The organism is Clostridium sp. MF28, from assembly GCF_002969175.1.
In the GTDB taxonomy this organism is placed as follows: Bacteria; Bacillota; Clostridia; order Clostridiales; family Clostridiaceae; genus Clostridium; species Clostridium beijerinckii.
The window spans coordinates 1,508,760-1,529,117 of sequence record NZ_CP014331.1; the positions used below are offsets into that span (position 1 = coordinate 1,508,760).

Here is a 20,358-nt window from a genome sequence, read left to right on the forward strand (position 1 = left end):
CCTTTTTCATTATCTTTATTATCTAATGATTCAATTATTTAAGTTAATACCTCATGAAAAACCATGCTTAAGATTTCTACGCTCATGCTGATTCAAATTTTGCCAAGATTCTATAAATGCCTCTTTCTCTGGTAAAATTCATTTTTTACATTTTAAATAGTAAACTGCAAATCTTGTCTTATCCTCTCTTCAAGTTTAATTTTTATTTTTAATATTTCAGAATATATTCTCCTCACTTTCACATAATAAAATTAAGTTTATAATTCCATAATATTTAAATTTAGAAAGGTGAGTGATCTAATGAAAAAGTACCCACTGGCATTTTTATTTTTTTTAATATTAATCTTTCATATTTTTACAATCCCTGTTGGAGCTGAACCCAAAACCTTACATGAAGGATTTTATAAAGCTCCAGATTTAAATTTATCCCACGGCATTCATACTGTACAAAATACTTCAACCAGTGATTATGCCTTTATTGCCATTTTCGATTCAAATCAAGTAACTAGGCAATATATGCGATTAGATCCTCAGTCAGACAAGTATATTTTAATACCTTTAGAATCTGAATTTGAAATAATTGTATCTAGTAAAGGTAGCATTATTATAAACTAGATAAAATGCTCAATTCATTTTCTTGTTATCTATAAAAATTTAGAGGTGATTATGTTTATGAAAAAATTTATTTATGCATTAATATTCTTCTTTATTTCTTCTAATATTATAATTTCACCTTGTATGGCTGAAAGTAAAATTCTTAAGCGTGGTTTCTACAAAGTTGAAGATTTAAATTTATCTCTAGATGCTACACATACAGTTCAAAATAATTCTTTTAATGAGCGAATTTACATATTTATTTTAGATTCTACTGAAACTCCTGTTCAAGCTATTCGCATATGGCCCCAATCGCAAAAATTTAATTTATTTCCTCTCAAAGCTGGATATAAAATTATAATAACTGGCGATGGTGAACTAATCATATCATAAGAGATACTTTTATAGTGTCTCTTATGATACATTTTTTCTTAAAGTATCCTTCATTTCATTCCTCCAACATTTCCCGCAAATAAAATACTTCCCACAAATAAGTCCATCTCCAAACTCCAAAATTTCTTAATAACTTATCTAGAATCTATATTTTTAACAAACTTCGTACCAACTCACTAATTATTATTTTTAGTTGTTTCTAGGAAAACACCCTCATTTATTTTTAGTAATTTTCTTATTTCTTTTAATAATATCTATAACTTCTATCAGTAAATATGTTATTAAAGACAATACTAAATAAACTATTATGGCTGGCATTATACTGCCAATTTTATACCATTGATCAATAGGTAGTATGATTGATAGTGATAATAACAAAAATCCAGCCAACATATTTTTTATTGATTTGAAAGAAATAATAGTCTGAATTATAAACATTATCGGAAATAAAATATAAATTCCAATTAAAATCCACTTACTATATGGAAAATGAGAGTCTATGAATATAAATAAAAATATTAATACACTCGGTAATATAGTTGAAAGTACTTTTTTCATAAATTATAACTCCTTTATTTAATACTATCCCATTTTCCATCTTTCATTTTTAAAGTTTTATTGCAAAACCTTGCAACAAGATTATCATGTGTAACAACTAATATTGTCTTATTATGTTTTTGGTTTAATTCTTGCAATATTTTCATGATTTTAATGCTATTTTCTTGATCTAATGCACCTGTTGGCTCATCAGCTAGTATAATTTCGCTTTCTTGAGTAAGTGCTCTAGCAATGGCAACTCTTTGCTGCTGCCCTCCTGATAATTGCCTAATACTTTTATTTTTTAAATTAAATATATCTAATTCATTTAAATACTTTATTGCTTTATTTACTCTTTCTTTTCGCGCAATCCCCCTGAATTTAAGAGGAAGCATTACATTTTCTAGTACACTAAGATCTTTTATCAATGCAAAATTTTGAAATATAAACGAAATCTTTTCATTTCTGATTTTAGATAACTGATTAAGCTTCTTAAAGTCTACTTGAAAATCGTCAATATAATATTCACCTTGGCTTGGGGTATCTATACATCCTAATATATTAAGCAATGTGCTTTTACCACAACCAGAAGGCCCCATAATAGCTATAATGTCACCTTTATCCACCTTTATGCTTATTCCATCTACAGCTATAACTTCGTTATCACCTTTTCCATAGGTTTTATATATATTTCTTAAATCTAATATACTCATTCTGTAAATCCTCCCATCATATCTTTCGGAGTCAACTTGTTTATTTCATTAAAGCTTATTAGCATAATTAAAATAATTGTTAATAATAATATCCCCATGGAAATATATAAATTGAATAATAAGTTTTCATTAATAAAAAATTCATAAACACTTCCACAGTTCTCTAAATAAAATAAGCTTCCTCCTATAATTCCAACAAGTATATTTATAAGAAATTCAGAAGAAAATGTTTTAAATATATCTTTTTTACTAATTCCAAAAGAATAAAGAATTCCAATCCTATCTACATCTTCGGCTATTTTATAATTAATTGTAGTAATTATTGATGCAGATGCAATAATAGTAATTATAATTATTCTAAATATTTCATAATACTTTTTTGATTTTATTTCTTCTAAGAATTTGTCTAAATCATCACCAAAATCTGAAATAACTATGTCATCCGAAATTTTTCTTATATTTGATTCTAATTCAGTTGAATTATTTTCTTTGTCACCATTGAAAAATATTGTTATAGGTTGATATCCAAAATTTTGAAAGAATGTTTCCTCACTTAGTGGAATAACAAATGACTTATTTAATAAAAATGAGCTATCTACACTATTTGTATAATCAAATGCTAATACATCCTTCTTAAATTGCCCTACAATTTTATAAGTTATATTATTAACTACATAGCTAGTACCAACCTTAACCTTTTTGGCCAAGTCATTTCCTACAATTACCGATATATAGTCCTCACTTCTAATCCATTCTTCTTTTGAAATTTGTTGAACTATATTATTTTGATAATGCTCTATCATTCCATAATTAAATCCAATTGGATGTATTAACTCATCCATTTCATCTTTTTTTGTAAAATCTGATTCTAAGTCTTTGGAATTTAATCCCAAAACATCAGTTGGAATATCCGTATACAAATCCCTTTGAATAAAACCATAAGTATAATTATTTTTTGATATCAACTTAAGACTTTCCTTTATATCATTTTTATAATCTTCAATATCTTTATTTTCTTTAAGGATCATTTTATAAAATGTCATGAACTTAGAATTATCTATGGAAATTGATCTATTATACCTATTTCTATATGACCTATCAAAGTTAATTAAAGAAACCAAAGACGCAGCATAAAATATCCATAAAGCTACTTCCAATATAATCAATACATTAACTATCAAGTTTCTTTTTATATCAAAAAAGATAAATTTGCTTTTCATACTACTTACCTTATTTCTTTCATTATTTTAAATCTAATTACATTAAACAACACTAGTATAGATACAATTATAGATATTATAAATATTAGCATTGAACTTAATATAATATTTGGAATGTTAACAGCTGAATATTGAGATGGGAAAGACTTCATCATAAAATCTATTGTAATTTTTGATAAAGCTAGTCCAGCAATAATTCCAATCGAAGATATTCTTATGAATTTTGCAAAAACCTCTTTAAATACATGAGAATTTTTAGCTCCCAATACTTTCATAATCGCAACTTTTTCACGTATATTTTTAGCAAAGAAATATGAAAATAAAAGTAAATTTGCTATACCAAGTATTATTTGATATAAACTATTTTTAAGTTCGTAAACATTTTTGAATAAATACTCTATAACCGAAATTCTCGAAATCTCTTTTTCAGAAGCATTAATATTTTTCAAGTTAATTTCTTTGATGTCTATATTACCTATATTATTCTCATAAAAAATAACATTAGGAACCTTAGTGTTTATAAAATATAGAGATCTTATAGGAATTATACTGCTATATTTAAATACTTCAGTATTTCCAAGAACCCCAACAACTTTGTAATCCTCATTAAATATTTTTATATAACGTTCTCCATTTTTCTCTTCAACTAATCTTTCTAAACCAAAACCTATAATAGCAACTTTTTCATCACTCATTAACTCTTCTTGACTTAAGTATCTTCCTTTAATTAAATTTCTACTTTCTATGTCAATCCCATTAGAGCAAGGCCATATATCATTAATATAAAACTTATTATCAACTTGTATTTGATCTTCAAATGGCTTTAAAATAATTTTCTTATATCCTGCCTCTTGAACAGCATCTACTATTTCTGATAAGCTTGGATTTTCTTTATCCTCATCTTTATTTACAACTTCAGCTCCATCAACATATTTAGTCTCATGTACTATATCTATTTTTAGATACTTATAATCTTTATTAAATCGGTTTTGTTCTGTAACTCTATTATAATTTGAATATACAATACTTACTGTTAAACTAAATGCAAAAGTTGACACTAAAAAACCAATTATTAAAAATAGCTCTATCTTAGTATATTTATTCATATATTACTCCACATGAATATTAGTAACGCACTGATCTTTACTAATATTCTTATCTAAATTTTGATTTTGAACTAGCCTACCTTCACGTAAATACGCTTTTTTCTAAACCTATGAGTTTGAGATATAACTCATCTTCCATACGTTTTGTGATGAGGCAGTGTATGTCCACTTTCCTAGCATCGTGGAGTTCTTGCGGCCCCTCTAGCATAGACATGATTATCACTACCTGAAATTGTATTTACGTCTAATGTTTTACATATATCTATTTTAACATATATAACATTATTGCTAAGATTTATTTTTTCTTATTCTATATTTCTATTGCCTCTAGACAAATGTACTTCTACTTCAATTTGGGCATTCGAATCCATCCAACAAGTTTTATCATTTACCTTACCTACAAATGATAAAGTAACAGAAATTAATATAGAATAAATTGTACATACAAAAATAAACGGTAGTTGGATTTCTCATTTCTAACTACCGCTTTTTTACTTTTATGAATCTTTCATGAGCTAATATTCAATAATGTTATTTAATTTAATGACATAATTAATTTGAAAAATGACTTTAAAGAGATGTTAACCCTTCCTCTAATTTGATAAGATTAGTTGCAATTTTTATTCCATATAATAATATTGCTTTTCTTAACTTGTATTGTTCTTTCTTCATATTATTATTTTCAGTATAGCTTAAACATTATATAATGTTATTGTCATATAGAAAGTCACTATCGTTCATTATCTCCTCATAATTACCATCTCTAATAATTGCATGATTACTTGAAAAAACAATTGCTCTTTTAAATACCCCTTTCACATATTCAAAGTCATGGGTAGAACATAAAATAGTTTTTCCTGCATTATTTATAGCTATCATGAATTCTTTTAAAAATCTCTTAGTTTTAGGATCAAGTCCATTCATTGGTTCATCAAATATATAAACGTCTGGATTTAAAACTACTACGGTAGCTATAGAAACTTTTTTCTTTTCTCCACCGCTCAAATGATATGGCTGTCTATCTCTTAATTCTTCAATTTTCAATAATTTTAAAGTGTCTTCTACCCTTTTTCTAACTTCTTCTTCATCCATCCCCATCTGTCTTGGCCCAAATGCGATTTCATCATATACATTTGAACAAAATAGCTGTACATCTGAATTTTGAAAAACAAAACCTACTTTTTTATGAAAAGCCTTTGAGAACTCTTCATTTTGCATTTTTTTATTATTAATTTCTTCACCTTCAAATAAATAGCTTCCACTATCAGCAATTATTAATCCATTTATTAATTTCATTAATGTAGACTTCCCACTTCCATTTACACCTATTAAAGCAATGGCTTCACCTGCATCAATATGTAGGTTTACATTTTTTAGTGCGGTAACTTCAGCATCATATGAATAATTCGCATCTTTTATATCAATCATTAAATCACAACCTATCAAAATAAAAATATGTTAACACAAAAATTATTGTAAGAATAAAACAAATATAATCAAATAACTTAAATTTAAATTTCGTATATACTTTATATGTTCCTGTAAATCCTCTAGATTCCATTGCTCCATACATCTCTTCTGCCATCTCTTTAGACTTTATAAACATAGTTCCTACGACTCCGGAAAGTGCAGTACTTTTATGATTGTTTTTACCTACTGATCTTAATTTAAGAGCATAAACCATATTTAATGAAAATTCGCCTAAAATTATAATATATTTTATAGTAATATCAAGTACCAAAATAAATATATCTGGTATTCTAAATATTTTTAAAGTAATTATTAATTCATTCCATTGGGTAGTGCAAGTTAATATACTGACAGAAGCAACTGAAACTAATACTTTTAATGTGATCATTAAAGTATTATTACTATACCCTAAAAAAATAGCTGGTAACAAAATAATAAACGTAAAAATTGCCGCCGCCATACTTGCTTTGACAACATATTTTATTTCTTTTATACTTAAAAGATTTATTAGCACAAGCATAAACACAGTTGTAATTACAATAAAGTGAAAATTTCTGCTTAAGGAAACAAAAATAATTAGTATGAGCGTTGATATTAATTTAGTTAATGGGTTAATTCCAAATTTAGAGTTTCTTATTTTAGTTTGCTGCCTAAACATAGCAAGCACATTAAATATTGACAGAATGCTCTTATCTATAAAAGAATTCTTGTCTTTTAGCGGTGTATAATTGTCTTTCTTTAAAAGCCATTCTGGCATTAATAACTTCCTTTCTTATAACGTATATTAGGCACATTTAAAAGAGAACCCAAATATAAAATTTGGACTCTCACTTTTGTTTCACTACATATTGCTGAATTGATGGAGCACATATAAGTTAAACTAAGATTCAGATTTAAATCACCTCACCTGAATCAAGTTTCACTTTATACTTTTGTTGTCTTTTTCATACTTGCTATTATTCTAAATACTAACAATAGTATTGCAACACCTGCAACTGCAGATAAAATATATCCAAAATTATCTGGAAGCCCTGAAACGGAATAATCTGGCATTAAGGCATTAAAGCTAAATCCATTTTCCATGCCTTTAGGTATAAATCCTAACGTATTACCACCTGTTACTACAGAACTTATTTCATCAGTTCCCCATTCTCCCCAAGCTGTACCTGTAGCTAATAACCCTAATGGTGAGAGGCATATTAGCGCTATTATTAATCCATATACAGGCTTTGATTTTGTAGTAGCTCCCTCATAAATAATTCCTGGTGAAACTTTTTTTATAAAGCTTAATACGCCAACAGTTATAATTCCTTCTAATACTCCTGCAACTACAAGATGTGGAATAAGCATTGAAGGTATAGTAATTGATAAAGGATAAGGACAATATAGCGGTATACCTGCTGCATCTTTAAAAAGTAATGGCTGTACTCCGAATTCTATTGCTGCACATAAAGCGGCCAAATTTATTCCAATATACGATGCAATAAATGTCCCAATATATTCTCCTTTCTCTGTCTTAAATTTCTCTTTTAAAAACTTATAAATATAATAGCCTACAAATGGTATGACGAATGCCATATTAAAGCAGTTGGCTCCAAAGGCTAAAATACCTCCATCACCAAATAGTAATGCTTGAATCAAAAGTGCTATCGTCACTGAAATACATGCCGCCTCAGGGCCTAAAAGAATAGCAATTAATGTTCCTCCTACAGCATGTCCAGTGGTTCCACCTGGTAACGGAACATTGAACATCATTGTTAAAAATGATAGTGATGCCCCCACTCCCATAAGCGGCAATTTCTTTTTAGTTACCTCTTTTTTTACTTTTGTTACAGCTCTTGTCCAAACTGGAATCATTGCCGCACCCATAACTGCACAGGTAGCTGGACTTAGATAATTGTCTGGAATATGCATTTTAATTCCTCCTTTAAAGCATGTGAAGATAATTACACTTGTTATTTCCTCAATATGCCCAATTTTTAATAAAAACAAAACCACAAAAACTGATTACAAATAAAGCAATCAACCTTCGTGGTTATTAATAATCCAAATTAATCTATTAATTTATATATGTTGCAATTCACAATGCACATTTTACAACTACAGCTAAAATTCTTTTAATATTTTTAAAATTATGCTGAAGAATTATTTTTGCAATATATATTGTATGAAAACTGTATACCCTCGTAGTATACAATTTTATGATACTATACAATTCCAAAATTGTAAATATTAAATTACCCTTGAATTCTTGTTTTTATTTTTTCTTCAATATATGTAACAAATGAATTTAATCCTTGTCCAGTTCTTGATGATATTCTAAAGGTGACTGCCAATGGATTTAATTCTTTAACATTTTCTTCTACTTTATTGTCATCAAAGTCAAAGTATTCCATCATATCATACTTACTTAATACAACTGCATCAGCTTTAGAAAATAGTAATGGATATTTTTCAACCTTATCATCCCCTTCTGGAATACTTAAAACAGCAATTTTAAAATCTTCACCAAGTTCAAACTCAGCAGGACAGACAAGATTACCAATATTCTCAATAAAAATCAAATCAATTTCATCTAAATCAAAGTATCCTAAGATATTATAAATTGCTTTTGATTCTATATGGCACTCTCCTTCTGTATTAAGTTGGATAACAGAAATTCCAAGTGAATCAATTTTTTCAGCATCTACTTGCCCAGCAATATCGCCTTCAACTACAGCAATATTAAATTTATCCTTTAATTGTTTTATTAGCTCTATAATCAAACTTGTTTTCCCTGTCCCTGGTGAACCCATCACATTCACTAAATATACATTTTTTCTTCTTAAAATTTCTTTAATATCATTGTTGAAATTTTCGTTTAATTCTAGCAGCTGTTTTACAACTTTAATTTTCATCCATTCACCTCATATCTGCAATTTTTTAATAACTTTGTTATTTTGTGCTTCCAATAATAATATAAAATCTCTTCTCTTTATTCTATAATAATATATGTTAAGAACAAAATCACAGATTAATTTCAGTCAATTTAAAATTATATAGTATTTTTATGAAATATGTGACCACCAATCACTTAATATTATTAAAAAGCACTTGACTTGTAGTTAACTCAAAGGTATAGAATAATATCATAAACTATAAATAAAAATCTTATTTATAGTTTAGCACTAGTTTATTTATACATTAACTACTTTTATTAAATTATATCTCTTAATCATAGCGAAAGGAATGATCATTAATATGAAAATTGCAGTAATAGATGCACAAGGGGCAGGCCTTGGTCAAAACATCATAAAGAGGATTCGTAAAGAAATAGATAATGATGTTTATATTATTGCACTTGGTACCAACTCATTTGCTACCTCAAAGATGGTACAAGCTGGTGCAAATGTTGGTATAAGCGGTGAAAGGGCGATCAGTTCATTTTGCAAGACAACTAAAATAGATAGTATAATAGGACCAATCGGAATAATCTGTAGTGGTGGTATAAACGGAGAAATTACTACTATGATTTCCAATGCAATATTTAATATGGATTGTACTAAATATATACTTCCATTACAAAAACATGGCATTTATATTCCTGGAACTAGAAATCTACAAATTAAAGATATAATTGAAGAAATTGTACTTGATATAAAAAATAATATAGAAGAATTCTAATCCAGTATTAATAGATTAAGATTAATTTATTAACACGCCTATAATTAATATCCAATTAATATATTCTTGCTTTTATATCATTAAGCTATATTTTTCACCAAATAAATAGAATAATCCTTTTAGTATTCTTCTTGTACTCTTTATGCTGTGTCTTGAAGTTATTTTCTAATATCTTTTCTGAATCCACCTCAATATAATTCCAACAATATAACTGCACTGCCTATCCAAAACATTATTTCAGGTAATATCATTAAATAATTCTTTCTACAAAAAAGATTCAGAAATATTATAGTTATAGTACCAAGTACTAGTATTAAGCAATATCCCCTATTCCTTTTTTCTTATTCAAGTCCTCTCTGTTTATAATGAAGTATAACTAAAAACAAATAGACAGTATATTGACTACATTGGAATAATATGCTACTGTAATTTTAGACAGTATATTGTCAAACTAAGGAGGAGATATTTTATGGATAACTATAAAGCGCTTTTTTTAATACAACAAATATACGCAACTCTGTTTTCTCTTACTAATAAAATTCAAATTAAGGGTGATGAATATTGTAAGCCTTTAACTAGCAGACAGCTTATGGCAATGGTTGCTATTATTCATTTACCTGAAAATGAAACAACTCTAAATAATATTGCTAAAAAATTAGGTACAACAAAACAGAGTGTAAAACAATTGATTACTAATTTAGAGAACAAAGGATATGTCCTTACTATGCCAAGCCAATATGATAAACGTGCAGTTAATGTAAAGATTACTAAAGCCGGAACAGATGTCATGATGATAGGTGCCGAAAAATCTATGGAGTTCTTTGGGATGCTTTCTAAAGGCTTTTCCATTGAAGAAATGGAAATCTTATGGACGTTATTAAAGAAATTATATAGATTTGATGGCGAAGAACAAGACGGTTTTGAAGAAGAAGCTGAATTTGACATGGGTGAAGATACACTTGAAATACAAAAGAGAGCATTAAATGAATTTGATAGAGCGAGAAATGAAGGAAAATAAAAAATAAATAAAGGCGGTACAATAATTATGAATGATATTCTATCTAATAACTCTCAAGATCTTAATGACTTTTTATCTGAGTATATGAATAAGTGGAAAATTCCTGGAATGGCTGTAGGTATTATTAAAGATGATGAAATAATATACTGCAATGGGTTAGGACTGCGCGATGTTAACAAAAATTTGAATGTTACAAAAGATACTTTATTTGCTATAGGTTCTGCAAGTAAAGCTTTTACCTCACTATCAATAGGTATATTAGTTGATGAAGGTAAGCTAGATCTTGATACTCCTATAAAAAAATACATGCCTAGTTTTGAAATGCAAAATAAATATGCTGAAGAACATCTTACATTAAGGGACATGCTTTGCCATCGTTCTGGATTACCTAGACATGATATTTTATGGTATACAAATCCTTCTTTAAGCAGAAAAGAACTGGTAGATAAAATTAAATACTTGGAATTTAGTAAAGATTTCAGAGAAACATGGCAATATAATAATTTGATGTATGCCACAGCTGGCTACCTTGTTGAACTAGTTACAGGAATGACCTGGGAAGAATTCGTGAAATCAAGAATTCTTGAACCTCTTGGTATGAACAGCACAAATTTCTCAGTAGATGCTTTAAAAGAGTATTCTGATTGCAGTAAGCCATATGCGCAAAAAGGCGAGGAAATTAATCAAATAGACTTTAGAAAACTAGATTCTGTTGCTCCTGCTGGTTCTATGAATTCAAGTTTGACTGATATGCTAAAATGGCTTAGCCTTCATTTAAATAAAGGTAAAGTAAATGGAAAACAGATTATATCAGAAAAAACTATAAATGAGTTACATTCACCTCAGCTCCCTTGTGAGCTAATTCCTTTAAAATTTGATGAATTACAATTTTCATCTTATGCCTTAGGCTGGTTTGTTGAAGCCTATAGAGGAAGAAAACATGTTAACCATGGTGGAAATATAGATGGATTTTGCTCCTATACAAGCTTTCTTCCAGACGAGAATATTGGCGTAGTTATTCTTACTAATTTAAATAATCCTGTCTGTGCACTGCCTATAGCATACCATATATACGACAAGCTTTTAGGCCATGAACATAGTGATTTTTGTGAAAAACTAGAGGATGAAGCTGAAAAGATGATGAAAGCAATGGAAGATGCTACTAAGCCTAAAATAGACTCAAAAAAAGATAACTCAACTCCATCTCACTCCCTTGAAGAGTATACTGGCATATATGAAAATCCAGGATATGGTTCTTTAAAAATCGAAGTAAAAGATAATATCTTAAAATTAATTTATACTAATATAGACTATACACTTAATCATAAATGCTATGACATTTTTACCATGACAATAATGGAATATTACTTGATTGATGTGACCTTTAATTATGATAGCACAGGAAATATTAAAAGTGTTTCAATACCTTTTGAGGAGACTGTAAAAGAAATTTTGTTCATGAAATGTAAATAATAATAATATATATATTGCAAAAATAATTCTTCATCATAATTCTAAAAATATTGTAAGAATTTTAGCTGTAATTGTGAATTGTGCATTGCAACACATATAATAATACAGAATTGCATTTATAGATCTTCTTTATTTGCAATTCTCTTTTATAAGTTCAGTACATTCTTCTACAGCCTTCTACAGCAATAATATCTGCTCTAAAATCTACTAAAAAAACATTGTGAAACTCTATTTTTTAGCAGTGAAATTTTCAACCTATAGATACTCTTTATTTATTAACAAATACTGATCATGTGTTTTTAATATTTACAAAACTCTAATTATCCCTAATACCAGACCAACGCAAAAACCACAAATAGCACCATTTATCCTTATCCACTGCAAGTCATCGCCTACACGCTCTTCAATCAATTTTATAAGGGTTTCAGTATCCAATCTTTCAATATTATCTCTAACTAATCTGCCTATATTTTCATGATTGGAATTTATGTAACCTGATACACGTTCCTGTATCTGCTGCTCTAATTTATTTATTAAATTAATATCTTCTGATATACTGTCTATTAAATTATTTAGCATTGGGAGTATATTATCCCTTATGTAATCTTCTTTAACATAACCTAATATTGTATTTTTTAATTCATCTAATATTTTTATTGTAAAGTTATTTAGTTCAACATTACTACCTAATCTCATTTTATATTCATCTATTTTTTGTATAACTTCTTCATTGTTACTTATGCTTCTTATATTGCTCTGCATTAATTCAAGCAGTGTAATTCTGCTGGTATTATCATGTTTTTTTAAATCCTTTAATATTACAACGACTAAATCTCGAGCTATTTTTCCTACTTTATCTTTTCCTAAAACATTTAATACTGTATTTAATGAATATTGCATTATTCCACTTATCTTTAGTTTATTTATAGAATTGAATACTATATTTCCAAGTTCATTCTTTACTTTATCTTGCTTTACTATCTCTTCAAGCTTAATAAGTAAATTATCTAAAATTTTCTCTTCATAATTATTTCTTAAGAATATGCCAATTAATTTTTCAAGAAAGTTTTTAGAATCTAATGTATTCAAATATTTTTGAATTAGTTTAAGTAAAGATGAAGAAACTTTTTCTATAGGAATATGCTCTATGGCACGTTTAATAACATACATTCCTGCTTCTATTCCTTGCTTAGAACATATAATTTTTTTGCATATATTTAATATTTTTTTCACTACTTCTAATTCATGTACTTTATTTATAATACTTGATTTATTGAGCAAATTGTTTTCAACTATTGATACTAAACCTTCTGTTATTCTTTTACGATTCCTAGGCAGAAGTGCAGTATGTGGAATTGGAATTCCTAAGGGATACCGAAAAAGTGCTACTACTGCAAACCAGTCTGAAAATCCACCTACCACTCCAGCTTCAAATCCACTTTGCAATATAGTTATTATAGGTGTATTTTGTGGAAACAAAGTAATTATAAAACCTATAAACATAATAACTAATAAAATTAAGGCTCTTTGATTAGTTTTCATTTTCATATTATAGCCTCCTATATTGTCAGTATGTAAACATATTGTAAAATTTATACTAGACTGAGGCATAATAAAAAAAAAATTAATTGGCAAATTTAAATTCTGGATCTAATTTATCTAATTTTATATTCCAACTTGAAGATTTGTAAATATTATAATCAGAAGTTATTGCCATGCACGAAACACCTTGCAAACTGTCTATAAATTTCAAACCATTATCTACACCTGCTATAAAAACAGTTTTGGTTAAAATATCAGCAAGCATATTGCTATCAGGAATACTGCTGTCTACGACTATAGTTACACTCATTACACCATTATCTGTTGGATAACCTGTGCTTGGGTTTAATATGTGATGATACCTCTTACCATCCTTTATAAAATATCTTTCATAATCTCCAGAAGTAGAAAGTGCTTGTTCTGATAAATTAATTATGCCTACATAATCTTGATCGCTATCTTTTCTAGGATGCTTAACTCCAACATTCCATGGTGTTCCATCTGGCTTTTTACCAACTGTATATATAGAACTACCTCCAAGACTTATAATCCCGCCTTTAATATCGTAGTTTTTATAAATTTTCAACACTTCATCTGCAGCAAATCCTTTAGCTATTCCACCTAAATCTATTGCCATACCTTCTTTTAGTAACTTAATACTACTATTCTCTTCATTTATACTGATATCATTATATCCCACTAATGGTAGTTTTGATTTAATCTCTTCATCTGTAGGTATTCTTTCGTTATCAGTTCCTATTCCCCAAAGATTCACAAGTGGGCCTACAGTTATGTCAAATACCCCATTACTCAACTTAGAATACTTAACTGCTGTTTCAACCATTTTAATAATCTCAGGATGTACTTGTACATATTCTTTACCTGCAGCTTGATTAATTTTACTTATGTCACTGCTATCTATAGTCACACTTGCCATTTGCTCAATCTCATCTAATCTTGAAAGAGATGCTTCTATAGATTCATTAGCTTTTGGACCATATGCTTTTAGCTGAAAAACAGTATCCATTTTCAATGCCGTTTTAGTAATAATCTCCTGATTCTTTGAACACCCTGAAAAAATCAGAATACATAGTATACATGTCATTAACATAGATATTTTTTTAATCACTTTAATCGCCCTCATAATTCATTTTAATAAATTTATTAACCTACCAAACATTTTACATCATTTTAGAGTGATTTTATAGAATTTTTTCCAATAAAGTAATATTTTTATTTAGCATTTTATAGATATCAACTCTAAAACTAAATTTATGTGGTAACTTACCGAAATCATAAATATTTTGATTCCGAAAAGCTATGAAAATATCGCTGAAGGTTCTAAGCGGCAGGTTGTATCCCCTTTAGCATGCTCCAACTTTCAGTTTGACAAGCTAAAGGGGAACAACCTACTGCTAAGAACCTTTAACAGCTCATTTTCAAATGTTTTCTCCACAAATATATTTATGATTTCTAGTAAAGATACGAACTCAAAGTTTTAGAAAACTTGTAAATATGTTCATCTAATAAATCTAATTCTTGATTTGTTTATCGATATAGATAAACCAATTATAAGTTAGATTTGTACTATGAAATATATCCCAACTAGAAATAAGAATTATGCTTTTGTGAAATGTTTCATTAGGAATTTGATGGCTCTGATTCCTAGATTATAAGTTGTTTCAAGTATGCTAGTTCAAAGCTTGCCTTTGATGCTAGCATCTTGAGTGCAACTTGTAATCTTGGGATCATCCATCATAATTCCTTAGAAACTGGAACAACAGCATAATCCTTATTTCGGCGAGTTATATGCATAAGTTCAGGGCTTAGTCCCCCTTAGTTATTTAAGTGGTTTATTGCTAAAACTTACTATGAATAGTATAATCTTTTTATGTCAAATACTTTAATTATATGAATGCAAACTATAGTCTGCATTTAAGTAATAAGGGAATGGAGTGAAATTCTTCAACTACCCCAGTAACCGTGAAACTGACGAAATCAAAGGCATAATCAAAAATAACAAGTCCAATCTTTTATTTTTTGATTATGTCTAACGTGCCACTGAGAAATTGGGAAGGCTTGAAATTAGGATGAAGTTAAGTCGGGATACCTTGTTTTTATACAACGATAATATCCTCTGAGGGTGGGATATTAGGCACATGAAAATAAATTTCAAGTACAACGCTACCATGAATATTTTTCATCAGTCAAGAAGGTAAATTGATCTCATCATATTAGGTCTATTATCTCAATCTACTTCCGAAGGATAGTTGAAAATAAGATGGTAAATGAACTTGTTATTTTTTGAATGTGACTTAAGTAATCATGCATTTTATGAAAATAAGACTTTTAAGTTTTATTCTGATTTTTATAGGCATGTTTATTATGAATCTATGCATACTCTCGATGGGTATGTTTTTTTTGTTACCCTTAAATACACTATATTTTAGGAGGGCATCATGAAACTAAAAAATAAATTTTTATCACTCTTTTTAATAGTTATATTAGCTATGAGTACACTTTTCGGCTGTGGTAATAAGACTGCAACAATGACAGATAGAGAAGGTAACAGCTTTAAGCTTCCTGAAAAAGTAAAAACTATAATATCTACAGCCCCATCAAATACCGAAATATTAGTTGGGCTGGGACTTTCAGATAAGCTAGTAGCTATAGACAAATATTCGTCAGATGTGGATGGTATCAATAAAGATTTACCTAAAATTGACTTTAAGAATCCAGATGCTGAAACTCTTGTGAGTTTAAAGCCTGACATAATAATAGCTTCAGGACATAATAAAACTGGGAGTGAAGACCCCTTTGCAGCTGTTAAAGAAGCTGGAATTCCTGTTGTATACATACCTACTAGTTCAAGCATAGAAGACCTTTATAAAGATATTGACTTTATATCAAAAATCACTGGCACTGAGAAAAAAGGTGATGAGACGACATCTAATTTAAAGGATGAAATCAGTTCAATAAAAAAAATTGGAGATACTATTACTGATAAGAAAAATGTATATTTTGAAATAGGGTCAACTTCAGGTTTATATAGTTTTGGCAATAATACATTTTTAAATGAAATGATTGAAATTGTAGGCGCCAAAAATATCTTTGCTAATGAAAATTCGTGGATATCTCCAAGTCCTGAAGCTGTAGTAAAAGCCAATCCTGATGTAATACTTACAAATGAACCTACAAGTAATTCTATCAATAATATCAAGACTCGCGAAGGCTTCCAAGAGGTTACTGCAGTTAAAAACAATAAAGTCTTTGCTATTGATAATAATTCCTCTTCCAGACCATCACAAAATATACTAAAAGCACTTAAACAAATAGCAAAAGCTATTTATCCTGAGGAATATGCAAATGTATAAAAAAATTATCATATTATTAATACCCTTAACATTTTTAATTTTATGTATCGGAACTTCTATTGGAAGTTCTGATACCAGCTTAATCCATATTGCATCGATAATTGGATATAAAGTTTTAGGAATTCCGCTACTTAAAGAGATTAACCCTAATGATGTGGCGATAATTTGGAATTTACGATTGCCTAGAGTTTTTTTAGCCTTTCTTGTAGGTAGTTCCTTATCAGTTAGTGGTGCTGTGGTTCAATCATTACTTAGAAATCCACTTGCTTCACCCTATACCTTAGGAGTATCCTCTGGGGCTTCTCTTGGAGTTGGATTTCTTATAATATCTGGTTTTTCAATACCTATGCTCGGCAGGCTTACTCTTCCTTTAACAGGCTTTTTATGTGGGCTTCTGACTGTATTTATTATCATAAAATTTGCCTACAAGGTTGATAACAGCATGTCAACTTCAACTATAATTTTATCTGGCATGGTTTTTTCTTTATTTTGCAGTGCAATACTTACAACTGTAACAGCCTTATATAGTGAAGATATAAAAAGCATAGCTCTTTGGGAAATGGGTTCTTTTTCTATGAAGGGATGGTCATATGTACAAATGGGAATACCCTTCTTTATAATTGGAATAATTGGTGTCATGCGCTACTGCACTGAAATGGATATATTATCTTTTGGTGAAGATCAAGCAAAATCAGTTGGAGTAGATGTTAATACCATAAAGACTAGACTTCTTATTTTCTCTGCTATATTAACGGGTTCTGCTGTAGCCTTAAGTGGAATTATTGGTTTTGTGGATTTAATAATTCCTCACTTAGTAAGAAGAATCATTGGAGCAAAGCATAAATATGTAATTCCTGTATGCATAATTTTAGGAGGCTGCTTTATGGTAATCACTGATCTAGTAGCAAGAATAATTATAATACCATCCGAATTACCAGTTGGCGCTATTACTGCTCTGATTGGAGCCCCATTTTTTGCATACATATATTTTAATAAGGCACATGAAAGAAAATAATAAATCAAAGTAGGTGATGATTTTGTTAGAACTTAAGAATTTTTCTTGTGGATATGACAAAATAGATATCATAAAGAATATTGACTTTAAAGCTAAAAGAGGAGAAATTCTTTGCATAGTTGGTCCAAATGGATGTGGAAAAAGTACGCTTTTAAAAGCTATAGGCAGACTCATTGAATATAAAGGAACACTAACATTTGATTCAAAGAATATAAAAAATTTACCTGTGAAGGAATTTGCAAAACACATTGCACTTATGACTCAAAGTAACAATGTTTACTTTCCTTACACAGTTTATGAAACTGTTGCTTTAGGAAGATATGCTTATTTAAAAGGGGCTTTATCCTCTTTAAGTAAGGAAGATGATTTAATCATAATGGAGGCTATAAAAAGTGTTGGCCTTATAGATTCAAAAGATAAACTTATAAATGAATTATCTGGCGGACAGCTTCAACGGGTCTTCATAGCAAAAGCCTTTGCCCAAGATCCAGAAATTATTTTATTAGATGAACCAACAAATCATCTTGATTTAAAGTATCAAATTGAGATCCTAGAATATTTAAGCCTTTGGGCAAAAGAAAATAATAAAATTGTAATAGCTGTATTACATGATTTGAACTTATCTAATTTATTTGGTGAAAAAATTATATTACTAAGCGATGGCGAAATATTCAGCCAAGGTACACCTAAAGAAGTATTTCTAGAAGATAACTTAAGAAATGTATACAATATAGACGTGAAAAATTTCATGATTAGTTCTTTAAAGCAATGGCAATAAGGTATATCTGTAAAAGAAGTGAATTAATTGAATGCTTATTTTCTAATTAGAGCGAATATATAGATACCCAACTTTAAAACTAAATTTATGTGATAACTTACCGAAATCATAAATATTTTGATTCCGAAAAGCTATGAAAATATCGCTGAAGGTTCTAAGCAGCAGGTTGTAGCCACTTTAGCATGCTCCAACTTTCCTAGGGAAGCTCGACTCATTACATTCGCTGAGGAAGTTCGAGAACCCAAAATAAAATTTTGGACTCTCACTTCACAATCTAAAATGGAACAACCATTAGCGGAAACTCGGCTCACGTTCGTTCACTGAGTAAGCGATTCTCACCAAATCAAAGATTTGGGTTCTCTGCTTAAGAACCTTTAACAGCTCATTTTCAAATGTTTTCTTCATATTATAACCCTTGTGGTTACAAATATATTTATGATTTCTAGTGAAGATATGAACTTAAAATTTTAGCAACGTTGTAAATATATTAATCTAATAAATTGAATTCTTAAATTGAAAATCTATAATTAAACCAGTACTCAATTTTCGATACATATAATATAGAAATATATGATACTTTAATTTTGCATTTTTTAAAATATATTGTACATAGTATAGATATATATCAAATAAATATTAACTTACACATGTATACGCCCCTTTATTGGGGCATTTTTATGCTAAATATTAGTATTGAGGATTTAAAGCTACTTCAAGTGTTCCGTATAAGATTCGGAACGTTTCTGGTGGTATGGCTTTTATCACCATACTTAACGAATACCTTATAATGAAACAATCTATCCGCTTTCAACCGAACTCATTACAATATGTTTTAAAACCAATGCAATATGGTTATAAAATTATAATTCTATAAACCCAATTTTTTTATAAAGATTTACAGCAGCTGCATTTTCAGGGTGCACATATAAAATTAAATCATCGTATCCTAAATTCATTAATACATTTATACTATTTTTCAAAAGATTACTTGCCATCCCCTGTTTCAAATATTTCTTAACTGTAAATAATTCTGAAACAAATGGTTTCCCTTTAAATAAACTAATAAGAACTACAGCCGCAATTTCTCCATTTTGTTTAATTTGAAATGAAGCATCGGGAATAAATGTTCCGAAAGTACTTTCAATAATACTATAAATCTCCTTATTTAACTCTTCTATTGTTTCGCCATTGAAGTCTACTGTATCTTTAAATGCGTCTAACATAGAAACTGTTAATCCATCTATATCATTAGAATCTATCTTATCAAATGTATAAATTCCTTTTAGTTCTTGTGGTGCAAGTTTGTAAATCATGCCTATTCTTTCACTCATATATTATTCTCCTAATTTTTTTCTTATTTTGTCCTATATGAAACTTATACTGTAAATTATAATATATTTTCTAATATTACATTATTGTATTTTCAAATAAGCTTTTTATAATTACTTAGTTAAATCTACAT

Annotated in this window: 19 protein-coding genes and 1 riboswitch; of the genes, 8 read left to right on the forward strand and 11 right to left on the reverse strand. The window is 28.8% G+C overall.

Going from position 1 to position 20,358, the window contains the following annotated elements; all coding sequences use genetic code 11:
- Window positions 1-300: 300 nt before the first annotated feature.
- Together AXY43_RS06740 and AXY43_RS06745 are read left to right on the forward strand one after the other, a co-directional pair.
- Entirely contained in the window at window positions 301-615 is a 315-nt protein-coding gene (locus AXY43_RS06740; protein WP_039773798.1) for a hypothetical protein, read from the forward strand.
- Between the two features lie 57 nt (window positions 616-672).
- Window positions 673-987, forward strand: a complete 315-nt coding sequence (locus tag AXY43_RS06745; protein ID WP_039773797.1) for a hypothetical protein — start codon at window positions 673-675, stop codon at window positions 985-987.
- A 213-nt stretch (window positions 988-1,200) separates the two neighbouring features.
- On the opposite strand, the gene AXY43_RS06750 is transcribed toward AXY43_RS06745, so the two are convergent.
- From AXY43_RS06750 to hypB, 8 genes are all read right to left on the reverse strand, one after another.
- On the reverse strand, window positions 1,201-1,545 hold the full coding sequence (locus AXY43_RS06750; RefSeq protein WP_023974572.1) for a hypothetical protein: 345 nt from the start codon (window positions 1,543-1,545) through the stop codon (window positions 1,201-1,203).
- A 14-nt stretch (window positions 1,546-1,559) separates the two neighbouring features.
- Window positions 1,560-2,237 (reverse strand): ABC transporter ATP-binding protein, encoded by a 678-nt coding sequence (locus tag AXY43_RS06755; RefSeq protein WP_077868795.1) that lies wholly within the window; start codon window positions 2,235-2,237, stop codon window positions 1,560-1,562.
- The gene (locus tag AXY43_RS06760) at window positions 2,234-3,457 is read right to left on the reverse strand and encodes an FtsX-like permease family protein (RefSeq protein WP_077868794.1); all 1,224 of its coding nucleotides are present in this window, start codon (window positions 3,455-3,457) and stop codon (window positions 2,234-2,236) included. Before AXY43_RS06760 ends, AXY43_RS06755 begins: the two co-directional genes overlap by 4 nt.
- Before the next feature lie 5 nt (window positions 3,458-3,462).
- Window positions 3,463-4,563: an ABC transporter permease gene (locus tag AXY43_RS06765; protein WP_077868793.1), complete on the reverse strand. Its 1,101-nt coding sequence runs from the start codon at window positions 4,561-4,563 to the stop codon at window positions 3,463-3,465.
- Window positions 4,564-5,262: 699 nt separating this feature from the next.
- Window positions 5,263-5,991 carry an energy-coupling factor ABC transporter ATP-binding protein gene (locus AXY43_RS06770; protein ID WP_077868792.1) on the reverse strand — a complete coding sequence of 243 codons (729 nt, stop codon included), beginning with the start codon at window positions 5,989-5,991 and terminating at the stop codon, window positions 5,263-5,265.
- A 4-nt stretch (window positions 5,992-5,995) separates the two neighbouring features.
- Window positions 5,996-6,790: an energy-coupling factor transporter transmembrane component T gene (locus AXY43_RS06775; RefSeq protein ID WP_077840785.1), complete on the reverse strand. Its 795-nt coding sequence runs from the start codon at window positions 6,788-6,790 to the stop codon at window positions 5,996-5,998.
- Between the two features lie 167 nt (window positions 6,791-6,957).
- Window positions 6,958-7,947: a cobalt transporter CbiM gene (gene cbiM, locus AXY43_RS06780; RefSeq protein WP_077856777.1), complete on the reverse strand. Its 990-nt coding sequence runs from the start codon at window positions 7,945-7,947 to the stop codon at window positions 6,958-6,960.
- A 323-nt stretch (window positions 7,948-8,270) separates the two neighbouring features.
- Window positions 8,271-8,930 carry a hydrogenase nickel incorporation protein HypB gene (gene hypB / locus AXY43_RS06785; protein WP_087702902.1) on the reverse strand — a complete coding sequence of 220 codons (660 nt, stop codon included), beginning with the start codon at window positions 8,928-8,930 and terminating at the stop codon, window positions 8,271-8,273.
- Between the two features lie 343 nt (window positions 8,931-9,273).
- Between hypB and AXY43_RS06790 the strand changes: the two genes are divergently transcribed.
- The 3 genes from AXY43_RS06790 to AXY43_RS06800 all read left to right on the forward strand — a co-directional run bounded on the left by AXY43_RS06790 (window position 9,274) and on the right by AXY43_RS06800 (window position 12,187).
- Entirely contained in the window at window positions 9,274-9,696 is a 423-nt protein-coding gene (locus tag AXY43_RS06790) for a DUF3842 family protein (RefSeq protein WP_077856487.1), read from the forward strand.
- A gap of 469 nt (window positions 9,697-10,165) precedes the next feature.
- Window positions 10,166-10,714 carry a MarR family winged helix-turn-helix transcriptional regulator gene (locus tag AXY43_RS06795; protein WP_105411261.1) on the forward strand — a complete coding sequence of 183 codons (549 nt, stop codon included), beginning with the start codon at window positions 10,166-10,168 and terminating at the stop codon, window positions 10,712-10,714.
- Window positions 10,715-10,741: 27 nt separating this feature from the next.
- The gene (locus tag AXY43_RS06800; protein ID WP_105411262.1) at window positions 10,742-12,187 is read left to right on the forward strand and encodes a serine hydrolase; all 1,446 of its coding nucleotides are present in this window, start codon (window positions 10,742-10,744) and stop codon (window positions 12,185-12,187) included.
- Window positions 12,188-12,493: 306 nt separating this feature from the next.
- Here AXY43_RS06800 and AXY43_RS06805 read toward each other — a convergent pair whose 3' ends face one another.
- Both AXY43_RS06805 and AXY43_RS06810 read right to left on the reverse strand, forming a co-directional pair.
- Window positions 12,494-13,735, reverse strand: a complete 1,242-nt coding sequence (locus AXY43_RS06805; protein ID WP_242986238.1) for a DUF445 domain-containing protein — start codon at window positions 13,733-13,735, stop codon at window positions 12,494-12,496.
- 76 nt (window positions 13,736-13,811) lie between these two features.
- Window positions 13,812-14,858: an FAD:protein FMN transferase gene (locus AXY43_RS06810; RefSeq protein WP_105411263.1), complete on the reverse strand. Its 1,047-nt coding sequence runs from the start codon at window positions 14,856-14,858 to the stop codon at window positions 13,812-13,814.
- Window positions 14,859-15,630: 772 nt separating this feature from the next.
- A riboswitch (cobalamin riboswitch) is annotated at window positions 15,631-15,859 on the forward strand.
- A gap of 329 nt (window positions 15,860-16,188) precedes the next feature.
- Between AXY43_RS06810 and AXY43_RS06815 the strand changes: the two genes are divergently transcribed.
- Genes AXY43_RS06815 through AXY43_RS06825 form a run of 3 tightly spaced genes read left to right on the forward strand, consistent with a single transcriptional unit; the run spans window position 16,189 to window position 18,896 of the window.
- Window positions 16,189-17,103, forward strand: coding sequence for an ABC transporter substrate-binding protein (locus tag AXY43_RS06815; protein WP_105411264.1), 915 nt, complete (start codon window positions 16,189-16,191; stop codon window positions 17,101-17,103).
- A complete protein-coding gene (locus AXY43_RS06820; RefSeq protein WP_081300676.1) occupies window positions 17,096-18,118 on the forward strand; it encodes a FecCD family ABC transporter permease in 1,023 nt (340 codons plus the stop codon). Before AXY43_RS06815 ends, AXY43_RS06820 begins: the two co-directional genes overlap by 8 nt.
- Window positions 18,119-18,140: 22 nt before the next feature.
- Complete coding sequence (locus AXY43_RS06825) at window positions 18,141-18,896, forward strand: ABC transporter ATP-binding protein (RefSeq protein WP_105411265.1); 756 nt, start codon at window positions 18,141-18,143, stop codon at window positions 18,894-18,896.
- Between the two features lie 860 nt (window positions 18,897-19,756).
- On the opposite strand, the gene AXY43_RS06835 is transcribed toward AXY43_RS06825, so the two are convergent.
- Complete coding sequence (locus tag AXY43_RS06835; RefSeq protein WP_087702890.1) at window positions 19,757-20,227, reverse strand: GNAT family N-acetyltransferase; 471 nt, start codon at window positions 20,225-20,227, stop codon at window positions 19,757-19,759.
- Window positions 20,228-20,358 lie beyond the last annotated feature (131 nt).